This is a genomic window from Marisediminicola antarctica (assembly GCF_009930795.1).
GTDB classification, from domain to species: Bacteria; Actinomycetota; Actinomycetes; order Actinomycetales; family Microbacteriaceae; genus Marisediminicola; species Marisediminicola antarctica.
In genome coordinates this window covers 1,367,578-1,379,335 of sequence record NZ_CP017146.1, presented here as the reverse complement: position 1 = coordinate 1,379,335, position 11,758 = coordinate 1,367,578, and the positions used below count along the sequence as shown (strand labels likewise).

General features: G+C 71.1%; 11 protein-coding genes. 4 read left to right on the top strand and 7 right to left on the bottom strand.

Annotation, left to right across the window (positions count from 1 at the left end):
- Nucleotides 1–304: 304 nt before the first annotated feature.
- Nucleotides 305–1,684: a reverse transcriptase family protein gene (locus tag BHD05_RS06570; protein ID WP_202614308.1), complete on the bottom strand. Its 1,380-nt coding sequence runs from the start codon at nt 1,682–1,684 to the stop codon at nt 305–307.
- Nucleotides 1,685–1,999: 315 nt separating this feature from the next.
- Entirely contained in the window at nt 2,000–2,659 is a 660-nt protein-coding gene (locus tag BHD05_RS06565) for a class I SAM-dependent methyltransferase (protein ID WP_161885716.1), read from the bottom strand.
- Between the two features lie 241 nt (nt 2,660–2,900).
- Between BHD05_RS06565 and allB the strand changes: the two genes are divergently transcribed.
- The 3 genes from allB to BHD05_RS06550 all read left to right on the top strand — a co-directional run bounded on the left by allB (nt 2,901) and on the right by BHD05_RS06550 (nt 5,731).
- Nucleotides 2,901–4,238, top strand: a complete 1,338-nt coding sequence (allB, locus tag BHD05_RS06560) for an allantoinase AllB (RefSeq protein WP_161885715.1) — start codon at nt 2,901–2,903, stop codon at nt 4,236–4,238.
- A 99-nt stretch (nt 4,239–4,337) separates the two neighbouring features.
- The gene (gene pucL / locus BHD05_RS06555; protein WP_161885714.1) at nt 4,338–5,258 is read left to right on the top strand and encodes a factor-independent urate hydroxylase; all 921 of its coding nucleotides are present in this window, start codon (nt 4,338–4,340) and stop codon (nt 5,256–5,258) included.
- Nucleotides 5,255–5,731, top strand: coding sequence for a nucleoside deaminase (locus BHD05_RS06550; RefSeq protein ID WP_202614307.1), 477 nt, complete (start codon nt 5,255–5,257; stop codon nt 5,729–5,731). The genes pucL and BHD05_RS06550 overlap by 4 nt, the downstream gene beginning before the upstream one ends.
- A gap of 206 nt (nt 5,732–5,937) precedes the next feature.
- On the opposite strand, the gene uraH is transcribed toward BHD05_RS06550, so the two are convergent.
- Together uraH and BHD05_RS06540 are read right to left on the bottom strand one after the other, a co-directional pair.
- Entirely contained in the window at nt 5,938–6,270 is a 333-nt protein-coding gene (uraH, locus tag BHD05_RS06545) for a hydroxyisourate hydrolase (protein WP_161885712.1), read from the bottom strand.
- A complete protein-coding gene (locus BHD05_RS06540; RefSeq protein WP_161885711.1) occupies nt 6,267–6,791 on the bottom strand; it encodes a 2-oxo-4-hydroxy-4-carboxy-5-ureidoimidazoline decarboxylase in 525 nt (174 codons plus the stop codon). Before BHD05_RS06540 ends, uraH begins: the two co-directional genes overlap by 4 nt.
- A gap of 51 nt (nt 6,792–6,842) precedes the next feature.
- Here BHD05_RS06540 and BHD05_RS06535 point away from each other — a divergent pair, with 51 nt between their 5' ends.
- Nucleotides 6,843–7,445, top strand: a complete 603-nt coding sequence (locus tag BHD05_RS06535) for a nucleotidyltransferase family protein (protein WP_236966686.1) — start codon at nt 6,843–6,845, stop codon at nt 7,443–7,445.
- Between the two features lie 69 nt (nt 7,446–7,514).
- On the opposite strand, the gene BHD05_RS06530 is transcribed toward BHD05_RS06535, so the two are convergent.
- The 3 genes from BHD05_RS06530 to BHD05_RS06520 all read right to left on the bottom strand — a co-directional run bounded on the left by BHD05_RS06530 (nt 7,515) and on the right by BHD05_RS06520 (nt 11,756).
- Nucleotides 7,515–9,320 carry a gamma-glutamyltransferase family protein gene (locus BHD05_RS06530; protein WP_418763840.1) on the bottom strand — a complete coding sequence of 602 codons (1,806 nt, stop codon included), beginning with the start codon at nt 9,318–9,320 and terminating at the stop codon, nt 7,515–7,517.
- A gap of 340 nt (nt 9,321–9,660) precedes the next feature.
- On the bottom strand, nt 9,661–10,479 hold the full coding sequence (locus BHD05_RS06525; protein WP_161885709.1) for a MurR/RpiR family transcriptional regulator: 819 nt from the start codon (nt 10,477–10,479) through the stop codon (nt 9,661–9,663).
- Entirely contained in the window at nt 10,476–11,756 is a 1,281-nt protein-coding gene (locus BHD05_RS06520) for an allantoate amidohydrolase (RefSeq protein WP_202614306.1), read from the bottom strand. Before BHD05_RS06520 ends, BHD05_RS06525 begins: the two co-directional genes overlap by 4 nt.
- Nucleotides 11,757–11,758: the final 2 nt, after the last annotated feature.

Here is an 11,758-nt window from a genome sequence, read left to right as displayed (position 1 = left end):
CTGCTTTCGTCATTCAGGAGTCTGGGCGACCGAGACCGGTCAGCTGGCTTTCATCATTCAGGAGTTGCCGGTGCGGTAGGAGCCGCCGGATGCATTCGGTTCGAGGGAACCTTGTCTCCTCCGCATCCGTTCCCCGCAAATAGGGGCATCCGACAGGCGTCGGCCGTAGCTCACCGGGGGTGTTAGGTGGCAAACCGCGGGTGCCCTCCTGAATTCTGAAAGGTCGCCAGTTGGCCACCCAGCACACATCGCCAGCCAACTCCTGAATAACGAAGGCACGCTTGCCTCTGGCCCCCGCACCCGATCACCACCGGATGCGTTCCAGTTCCTCGCGCAGGCGCGGGCCGCGACCAGGGTTGAGGGCCTCGACCCACGAGATGCGGCCGAGGAGGTGTGCCCGGAAGTCGGAATGGCCGGCGCGATTCTGCGAGTGTGGGCCATGCATAACGCAGTTGTGCAGAACGGCCTTGAGCCGGTCGAACTCCGCCCTGGGCAGGTTGGTGCGATCGTTGACGACGATTCCCGTGACGACCTGGCGCACGCTGGACGCGCGCACGCGCGTCTTGAGCCGGTTGAGGCTGTGGCCCTCGGCCTCGACGATCCTCGTCACACCGCGCACGAAGGCATCCGCCCGCCGGGCCAGCGGCGGACCGCCGCTGAACGCCAGGTCGTCGGCGTAGCGGGTGTAGGTCGCGCCCGCAGCATCCGCCCAACCGGACAGGCGGGCGTCGAGCCGGTGAATGGCGAGGTTCGCGAGCGCCGGCGACGTCGGAGCACCCTGGGGCAGGTGAGGTGTGGCGAGCGCCCGGCGCAGCGCGAAGCGGTCTTCCGCGGTGCCGCCTCGCGGCATCGCCGCGATGACGCGCGGCGGCACCGCGTGAGTGCAGAGCCCGCTGACGGTGTGCGCGACCGCCTCCGGCAGCCCCGCCTGCCGGAGGGTTCCGAAGATACGGCGGGCGGGCACCCGGGCGAAGAAGGTCGACAGGTCGAGGGCGATCAGCACGTCATTGCCCGTGTGCAGGGCGGCCCCCGACACTGCGCTGCGGCCGGGCACGAACCCGTGCGCGGCATCGTGCGCGGGGATCGGGCCGAGGATGCTCGCGAGAACGCTGCGCTGCACCCCCTTGAGGCGGCGCTGCGGAACCTCCAGCAGCCGCGGCACCCTCCCCTCCCTCTGGCGCCACTCGTAGCGGTAGTGCTGCAACCGTTCGGACGTGCCGCGCCGGTTCCACAGCGCCGTGTCGGCGAACCAGTCGAGCTCCCCCGGCGACAGGCCCAGCAGCTCGGCGAGCGCCCCGTGTCCGTTGATGCGCGGCACACCGGCCGGCATCGGGCGCGCGGTGCCCGGCTCGACCGCGTAATGGGCGATCCGGATGGGCGCGCGGCGCTGCTCGGCCCGCGCCACCGCCGCCCGGAAGGCCTCCGCGGCCTCGATCATCGAGGCGAGCTCGCGCGGTGCGTCGATCGGGGGCCGATGGTAGGCGGCGAGCACCTCGGCGACGAGCGGCCCGACCCAGCGGTGCCTCGCGCCAAGCGTTCGCGCGGCCGATGCGATGAGCTCGCGCGCCGTCCACTGGTCGGCGGCGAGGAACGCGTGGCCGAGCGCGGTCGCAAGCGCCGGAACCGACGGATGGGGGTGCCTCGCGAGTACGAGCGCCGCCGCGCTCACGGTCGTCTCTTTCACGACCAGCCCACACGGGCGCGGAACGTGGAATGACTCCCGGACGACTCGTCCTTCAGTGCGGGCGCTGAGCTGCGCGGAGCGCAGGGAGGCGCCTGCGGCGCTCGTTCCAGGTCGGTCTTCGTGCCCCGGGGTATCCCCGGAGATGGCGGCGCATCGCGTGTGCCACCCACCTCGTCCGGAAGCCATTCCACGGCGTCACGCTAGCCCATTGCGCCGGAGAAGACGAGTGCCGGTCAACTCGTCGTCGGTCGCGTCGTGCACGTCATAGATGCGTCGCAGCATCGCGCCGACGTCGTCGAGTCAGGCTCCGCGCTTTCACGACCGGCGTGCGACGAGCACGGTGTCGATGGCCTGGGCGTCTCCGACCGGACGCATCACCTGCTCGCAGCGCTCGATCTCGAGGTCAGCGGCGGCCTCCCGGAGGGAGTCGACGCTCGTGAGCACCGCCGGGTTCTGCGGCCCCCCGACTCCGCGCTCCAGGTTGTCGAGATCGTGCGCGACAAGCACGATCAGCCCGTCCGGCTCGAGCGACCCAGCGCAGGAGGCGATGACCGATGCGAGCTCGGCGGCGGGAAGCTGCAGATACGCGATGACGATGAGGTCGACGAGTCCGGGCGATGACCAGTCGGTGACGTCAGCCGCGATCCAGTCGACTTCGAGGCCCAGGCGGTCGGCCCGCGCCCTGCCCGTCTCGACCGCCACCCGCGAAAAGTCGACTGCCGTCACCTCCCAGCCGCGCTGGGCCAGCCACAACGCATTTCGTCCCTCCCCGCAGGCGAGGTCGATCGCGGAGCCGGGCGCGAAACCGGCCAGGACGGAGGCGACGAAAGCGTTGGGCTCGAGCGACCAGACGCTCGAATCGGACTTAGCAGCCTCCGCGTAGCGCGAATCCCACGCGCTGCGCGCGTCGGCTCCGTCGTCCTGGCCGCTGTTCGCAGTGCCGGTGGTTCCGCCACGGGGGTGCTTGGGATTCATGGGCGGAGCTCCTGACTGATCATGGCGGGTCCGGCGGGGGCGCCCGGGGGCCCGCCAATTCTCTCCCGATCACGACCACATCGCACCTGTGCAACCACGAAGAGCCCGCTGCAGGCACGGAAACCCCGGGCGAAACCGGACTCCGTCGGCTGTCGGACACGGCGTCTCCTCGCTGTCGCCACGCGGCGGCTGGCTCCCGCTCCGTCTGTTTGAATAGAACCGACCGAGAACGGAGCCCTGCATGTCGGACACGTTCGACCGGATCATTACCGCCGACGCTGTGCTCATCGACGGGGTCTTTGTGACTGCGTCGCTGGGCATCCTGGACGGGATCATTGCCGCCATCGGAACTGGCGGACTCCCCGGATCGGGCGAACGCATCCGCCTCTCCCCCGGCACCGTGCTCCTACCCGGCCTCGTCGACACCCACGTGCACGTCAACGAGCCCGGCCGCACCGACTGGGAGGGCTTCGCGAGCGCGACCCGCGCCGCGGCTGCCGGCGGGGTCACGACGATTATCGACATGCCGCTGAACAGCATCCCCGCCACAGTGGATGCCGCCGCGCTCGAGGTGAAGCGCGAGATCGCGGCACGGAAGGCCGTCGTCGACGTCGGCTTTTGGGGCGGCGCGGTGCCGACGAGCCTGGGCCACCTGGGCGAGTTGCACAACCGCGGCGTCTTCGGCTTCAAATGCTTCCTCGCGCCGTCCGGCGTCGACGAGTTCCCCCACCTCGACGCCGAGCAGCTCGACGACGCCCTGGCCGAGGTCGCCGGGCTCGGCGCGCTGCTGATCGTGCACGCGGAGGACCCCGGCGTGCTCGACGCGCACGAGAACGCGGGCGGCACCGGCTACGGCGACTTCGTCGCATCCCGGCCGAACGAGGCCGAGCTTGTCGCGATCGACCGCGTCATCGACGGGGCGCGGCGCACCGGCGCCCGCGCCCACATCCTCCACCTCTCCTCCGCGGCGGCCCTCCCACGCCTCGCCGCCGTCAAGGCCGAGGGACTGCCCATCACGGTCGAGACCTGCCCGCACTACTTGTGTTTCACCGCCGAGCAGATCCCCGACGGCGCGACGCAGTTCAAGTGCTGCCCGCCGATCCGCGACGAGCACAACCGCGATCTGCTCTGGCAGGGGCTGCTCGACGGCGTCATCGACATCATCGTCTCGGACCACTCGCCGAGTACCCGCGAGCTCAAGCTCGGACACGGCGGCGACTTCGGCCTCGCGTGGGGCGGCATCTCGGGACTGCAGCTCGGGCTGTCGGCGATCTGGACCGAGGCGCGGCGCCGCGGCATCCCCCTCGAACGCGTGCTCGGCTGGATGTCGCAGGCCCCCGCCGATCTCATCGGGCTGCCAGCAAAGGGCCGGATCCGGGTCGGCGCTGACGCCGACCTCGTGGCCTTCGCTCCAGACGCGTCGTTCACGGTCGACGTGGAGGCCCTCTTCCACCGCAACCGGGTCAGCGCCTACGAGGGGCGCCAGCTGACCGGGGTCGTGCGCGAGACCTGGTTGCGCGGCGAGGTCGTCGACCTCGGGCCGACCGCAGTCCCGCGCGGAGTGCTCCTGTCCCGCTGATCTCTGCTGTACCGCTGGTCGCAGCGGGAAGGCTGAGCATCTGTCGGGCAGCCCAGTTTAGGAAACACCCCGGTCACATGGCTCTGTAAGAATCAGCTTATGGCCATCGTTCTGGGATCACATCAATACGGCAAAGCCGAAAGCCGCCTTGTGCGCATCTACCGCGACCAGGCGCGGCACGAGATCCGCGACCTCAATGTGAGCACGAGCTTGCGCGGGAGCTTCGCCGAGGCACACCTCTACGGCGACCAGAGCCAGGTACTTCCGACCGACACCCAGAAGAACACCGCCTACGCGTTCGCGAAGTCCGCTGGCATCCGCTCGATTGAGGGATTCGGTCTCACCCTCGCTCGCCACTTCGTCGACCACACCGCTCCCGCGACCGGAGCCCGCGTTGAGGTCGAGGAGTACGCGTGGCGGCGGGCCGTCGTCAACGGCGTCGAGCATGACCACACCTGGATCCGCGCCGGCGAAGAGGTGCGCACCGCCGCCGTCACGGTCGAGGGCAAGGGCGAGGAGCAGGTCGCACACGTGGTGGGCGGGTTCAAGGATCTCGTGCTGCTCAAGTCGACCGGGTCGGAGTTCCGCGACTTCCTCACCGACGAGTACACGACGCTCGCCGCGACGAGCGACCGCGTGCTCGCGACCTCCCTCGTCGCCCGCTGGCGCTTCTCCTCAGCCGAGCCGGACTGGGAGGCGGTCATCTGGGACGACGTGTACTCGAGCGTGAAGCAGATCATCGTGACCCAGTTCGCGACCCTGCAGTCACTCGCGCTGCAGCAGACGCTGTGGCACATGGGCAAGGCCGTTCTGCAGGAGCATCCGGAGATCGCCGAGATCCAGTTCTCCGCACCGAACAAGCATCACTTTGTCGTCGACCTGGCCCCGTTCGGCCTCGACAACCCCGGCGAGGTTTTCGTCGCCGCTGACCGGCCGTACGGTCTCATCCAGGCGACGGTCACGCGGGACGACGCCTCGGATGCTGGCGGCGCGTGGGCTCCCGGGGCGGGTCTCGCATGAGTACTGCGACCGACAAGGACTGGCTCGCCCAGACCATCCAGCTCGCGATCGAGAATGTCGCAGCGGGCGGCGGACCGTTCGGCGCGCTCATCGTGCGCGACGGCACGCTGCTCGCGACGGGCCAGAACCGCGTGACGCGCGACCTCGATCCGACAGCGCACGCCGAGGTCATGGCGATCCGCGCGGCGTGCCAGGCCATCGGCGACTTTTCGCTCGCCGGCGCCACCCTGTACACGTCGTGCGAACCGTGTCCGCTGTGTATCTCGGCGTCGCTCTGGGCTCGCGTGGACCGCATTGTGTATGCGGCCGACCGCCACGACGCGGCCCGCGGCGGTTTCGACGACCTCGAGTTCTACGAGCTGTTTGCCAGGGACCGGTCGACCTGGCCGACCGCGATCGACGCGGTGCGGCTCGAGACGGCGGCACGACCTTTCGACGCGTGGCTCGACGATGCGGAGCGCACCGCGTACTGAGGATGCTGAGCGCGCCGGACGCGGGGCATTCGACTCTGCCGGCCGCGGAGGACAGACGTAACCGAGGAGATTCGGCAACACACCCGCAGGTCGGGCAGCAGAGCTCGGCGTGGCGCCGAATCTCCTGCGTTACCAGCGAGCGGACGCCGTCAGTCTGCGGTTCGCGCCGGCTCAGCACCCGCCGTGGCGGCTGGTCTCAAGCGGGCTTAGCTGCCGCGGTAGCTGCTGAACGCGAACGGGCTCAGCAGCAGGGGCACATGGTGATGCGACGCGTCGACGACCGCGAATACGAGGGTCACCTCTGGGAAGAATCCCGCCTGCCCGGTCGCGGCGAAGTAACTCGCCGTGTCGAAGCTCAGGCGGTAATCACCGGGCTCGAGCGATTCGGTGCCGAGCTGCCCGACGCGGCCGTCGGCATCCGTCGAGGCCTGGTCGAGGAGGGTCCAGGTGCCGCTCGCGCGGTGTTCGAGCGTGACCGGCACACCCGCGGCGGGCCGACCGACGGCGGTGTCGAGCACATGGGTGGTGATCTGGCTCATACCGGCTCTTCTCCGAAGGTCTGCCCGAAGGTCTGCCCGAACATCGGCCCGAACGTCTGCTCCAGCCGCAAAAACGCGATCTCGAGCAGCTGATCGCTGACAATGGCGAGCTCGGTCTGGTCGTCGAGCAGCATCCGGCGCTCGAGCTCGACAAGGATCTCAGCCCGGCTGCGGCCGGCAGCGCGAATCAGAAACACTCTGTCGAAGCGCTGCTCGTAGCGCCGGTTGCCATCGGCGATGGCCGCGGCGAGCGCGCTGTCGTCGGCATCGGCCGATGCCTGCTCAGCGCGCGAGAACTGCTGCGCGGCGCCGTCACCGGAGGGCTTCTCGCCGATGCGCGGGTGGTGTCCGAGGGCCTCGTCGATTTCAGACCGTCGCAGCGGCGCCGCGGTCCTAGCCGCGTCGAGCATGTCGTCGAGGGCGGCGAAGGGGGCGTGTGAGGCGACCTCGTCGACCCAGCGGCGCACGGCGAGGGCCGCGGTGAGCCCGTCGCGCAGCTCGGCGTCGTTGAGTTTTCGCATGAGTCCCCCTCGCTGCGGCCCTTCGCCGCTCGTATCGGTATAACTGTACTGGTGACCTCCCCCACGAACCCGACCCCGAAATCGCCCGCCGGCCTCCTGCTCGCCGCCGGCGCGGGAACGCGGATGGGCCTGCCGAAGGCGCTTGTCGTCGACGACCGCGGAGGCTGGCTGGAGCGCGCGACGACGCTGCTGCTCGATGCCGGATGCGCGCCGGTGATCGTCGTGCTCGGCGCCGCGGCGGACGAGGCCCGCGCGATGTTGCCGACCGATCCGCGCGTCTCGGTGGTCGTCGCCGCGCAGTGGGAGCGCGGCCTGTCGGCGTCTCTCGCTGCGGGGCTTCGCGCGGCGGAGCGGACGGATGCGGCGTCCGCCACCGTCACACTCGTCGACCTCCCGACGCTCGGCCTCGCCGCCGTCGAGCGGATGCTGCGCCCCGCGCCCGGCGTCGACGCGCTGAGGCAGGCGAGCTGGGGCGGCCGCCCCGGGCATCCGGTGGTCATCGGCCGCGCGCACTGGGCGGCGCTGCTCGCGGGCCTGTCCGGTGATTCGGGCGCGCGGTCGTACCTTCAGCGGCACGGCGCCGATATAGTCGACTGCTCCGACCTCGGCGACGGGATGGACGTGGACGCCCGGCCCGAGCATCCGACCGGCTGAGCAGGCCCACCGCAGCCTGCGCGAGCCCGTCGCACACCCACAGCGCGCCCGGCGCATCCGTTCCCTGCGCTAGCGCCCTGCGGCGTACCCCTGAGCGCCCCGCGGGTTCGCGGCGGCGGAGAGGATTCCCGTGGCCGGGTCGCGGGAGACAGACGACAGCCGGCCGAGGCTCCAACCGCCGGCGACGACGATGCGGTGCCCGCGCGCTTCGAGCTCGGCGATGACGTCGGCGCCGAGTCGGTCCTCGACGACCGACTCCCCCGGCGCCCAGACGCGCGGCCAGAACGACGACGCGAACGAGTTCGTGTGCATCGCGGGGGCATCGATCGCCTGCTGTGGCGAGTAGCCACCGACGATCGTGCGCAGCAGGTAGAGGAGCTGCCACTGGTCCTGCTGGTCGCCGCCGGGTGAGCCGAGCGCGCAGACCGGCTCGCCGTCGATCAGCACGAGGGTCGGGGTGAGCGTGGTGCGCGGGCGGCGCCCCGGCGTCAGGGTCGACGGTGAGCCGGGCTCGAGCCAGGTCATCTGCAGCCGCGATCCGAGGCAGAATCCCAGCGCGGGGATCGTCGGCGAGGACTGCAGCCAGCCCCCTGACGGCGTCGCCGAGACCATGTTGCCCGCGCGGTCGACGACGTCGATGTGGCACGTGTCGCCGCGGGTCGTGCCGGTGCGGGCGACGGTCGGTTCACCGACGCCCGCGGCGACGTGTCCCGCCATCGCATTCGGCGGGGTGTACTCGGTGCGCAGCGGCGGTGACGCGGGCTCGTGGCCGGGCAGGGTTCCTGGCCGCACCTCGTGCGAGGCGCGCTCCGTGATGAGGGCGCGGCGCTCCTCCGCGTAGTCGGCCGAGAGCAGGCGGTCGAGCGGAACGTCGGCGTCGCCGTAGTAGGCCTCACGGTCGGCCAGGACGAGCTTGATCGTCTCGAGAATCGTGTGCGCGCCGAGCGCGGTGGACGGATCGAGGTGATCGTCGTCGAAGCCGTCGAGAATCATGAGCGCCTGCAACAGCGCGGGTCCCTGACCCCAGGCCCCCGTCTTGGCGATCGTGTGCCCACGGAACGTGACGGTCGTCGCGGGCTCGTAGCCGGCACGGAAGCCGGCGAGGTCGTCGGCGCCGATGACCCCGGCGTGGTCGGTGCCGGACGAGTGCCGGTGCGGCTCGCGGATGAACTCGATGATCTCCCGCGCGACGAAACCTTCGGACCAGGCGATCCGTGCCGCGTCGATGCGGTGCTCCCGGGTGGGGGCGGTTGCGGCGCTCGCGCTCGTCGCGCCCTGCTCGCTCGCTGCCACCATGCCGGCACCGTCCTCGCTTGCGGCGAGGATCCGGTCGAGGGTGCGCGCCCAGGCCTGATTCACGATCAGCTCGCCGGGCACTGGGGCCCGGCCCTGCGGCATCCACCGGTCCGCCGACGACGGCCAGTGCTCCGCGAACAGGTCGGCGACGGACGAGATCGTGGCGCACACTCCCGCGAGCACCGGATGCCCGTTGCGGGCGTAGTCGATCGCGAACGCGAGCACGGGCCCGAGCTCCCAGGTGCCATGGTCGCGCAGCAGCAGGAGCCAGGCGTCCACCGCCCCGGGGATCGCCGCTGCGAGCGCTCCGGAGCCGGGAACCAGTTCGAGTCCCTCGGCGAGGTAGTGCTCGGTCGTCGCGGCCGACGGGGCCGGCCCCTGGCCCACGAGCACGATGGGCCGGCAGGGGTTCTCCGCTGTGGCGAACACCCCGGTCATGTCGCCACCGGGACCGTTGAGGTGCGGCTCGACGATGTGCAGCACGAACGCCCCCGCGACGGCGGCGTCGAAGGCGTTCCCCCCGCGCTCGAGCACAGCCTGCGCGGCTGCCGTCGCGAGCCAGTGGGTCGATGCCGTCATGCCGAAGGTGCCGGCGAGGTCGGGGCGTGTCGTGAAGGGATCGGGTGCGGTGTAGCTCACGGAGTCACTTTCGGCGGGGACGGATGCTGCAGAAGCAGGCTCCCCATCATGCTCGACCGGGGCCCCGCATCCGCAATCGGGCGGCATCGCGCACCCGTGCGCCGCACCGAGGCCGCGAAATGCCCACCAATGTCCCCCACACCCACCCAGAGGCCACCCATTCAGGCAACTCGCACCCCCATCGCCGCGAAATGCCCACCAATGTCCCCCACACCCACGCAGAGGCCACCCATTCAGGCAACTCGCGGCACCTGGCACTCGGTGGCGGACCACCTGCCTCTCAGGGCGCTTCGATCTCCGCGAGCTCCGCGTAGCGGGCACCGATGCGTGCGATCCGCTCCCGGCCGGCGCGACCGGTGCGGGCGAGCACGGCCGCCGCGAGCAGGCTCACGACGCTCATTGCCGTGGCGTAGCTGTCGAAAGGCAGGCCCGTGTCGAGCGGACACTCGATGAAGTGGGCGGATGCCGCATGCCGGCGTGCTCCGGCATCCCCGATCAGCACGAGGGACGCGCCGCTCTCCCGCACGCCCGCCGTGACGCGGGCGAACGACTCCGGCCGCCGGCGGAAGCCGACGAGCACGACGGCGTCGTCACCGCCGAGGCTCGCGAGCTCCTCGCCAAGCGACTGGCCAGGCTGAGGGGCGAGCGCGACACCGGGTCGGGCCTGCGCGAGTTGCTGGCGCAGGTGCAGCGCCACCGGATAGCTGTTGCGGAACCCGACGACGAGCACCGAGCGGGCCTCGGCGAGGATCCGGGCGGGCTCGGCCAGGTCGAGGCATCGAAGCGTTGCCGTGAGGTTCGCGAGCTCGCGCTCGAGATGGCCGGATGCCGATCCGCCGGCGATCGGCGCCCCGGTACTGCGGGCGGCGCGCACATGCTCGCGCACAGCGCCCGCGTTCTCGAAGCCGAGCCGGCGGAAGAACCGCGACACGGTCGCCTTCGAGACGCCGCTGTGGGTCGCGAGCTCGGTGGCCGTGTAGATGGCGAGGTCGCCGAGGTTGGCAAGGATGAAGTCGGCCGCGCGCTTCTCCTGCGGGGTGAGGTCGGCGTAGCTCGCGTCGATCCGCTCGCCGATGCCGGGGGCCGGGACGGTGGTCACGGTGTGGCGGGAGCCGCGGCGGCGTGCTGCAGGGCGACGTGCTGCGCGGCGACTTCCACCACGGCCGCTTCGAAGGCGTCGAGGGCGGCTGCAACGTCGTCTTCGCGCACCGACTCGTCGGGGTGGTGACTCACCCCGGCCGCGCAGCGGATGAAGAGCATGCCGAACTCGGTCACGGCCGACACAGCCACCCCGTCGTGCCCAGCGCGGCTGTAGAAGGCGAGCGGGTCGCCGTCCCCGGTGGAGCGGATGCCCGCGCCGATCGCCCGGCGCAGCCCGAGGCCGCATCTCACGGCATCCGCCCGGTAGATCTCGGTCGCCTCGAAGCTCAGTCCACGACGGGAGCAGATCTCGGCGGCGGTCCGCTCGATCTGCTCCCAGCATCCGTCCCGCGCCTCGTCTGTCTCGGCGCGCAGGTCGAGGCTGAACTCGACCCGGCCGGGGATGACATTGACCCCGCCGGGGAAGGCCTCCAGCCGGCCGACCGTACCAATCGTGCCGTGGGCCTTCGACAGCGCCTCGACGGCGAGGACGAGTTCGCTCGCACCGACGAGGGCGTCGCGGCGGAGCTCGATCGGGGTGCCGCCGGCGTGTCCGGCCATACCGGTCATCTCGAGCGAGAACCGGCGTGCTCCCGCGATGGAGGTGACGACCGCGAGGGCGCGGTCGGTGTCGTCGAGCACCCGTCCCTGCTCGATGTGCGCCTCGAGGTAGCCGACGAGCTGCTCCGGCCGGCGGAAGGCACCGGGCAGGCGTGCGGGGTCGAGCCCGAAGTCCTGGAACGCCTCGAAGAGGCTGATGCCGTGGGAATCCGTCAGTTCCCACCAGGCCTCGTCCCAGGTGCCGGCAAGGGCGCGACTGCCAAGCAGCGCCGTGCCGAATCGCGTGCCCTCCTCGTCGCTGAAGGCGACGACCTCGAGGGCGAACGGCAGTGCCCGGCCGGAGCCGGCGATGCGGGCGGCGACGGCGATCGCGACAAGCACGCCGAGCATGCCGTCGTAGCGTCCGGCGTCGGGCACGGTGTCGATGTGCGAGCCGAGCAGCAGCGCGGGTAGGCCGGGCGTGGCTCCCTCGAGGCGCCCGCATTGGTTGCCGGCGGCATCCTGCCAACTCGACAGGCCAGCCTCGGTCATCCAGCCGGCGACCACAGCGTTGGCGGCGGCATGCTCGGGCGAGAGGTGCACGCGCTCGAGGTGTTCCGCCGAGCGGGAGAGCGTCGCGAGCTCGTCGCAGCGCTCCATGATGAGGGCGGCCTCGGTGGTTGTTGGCACGGGCATTG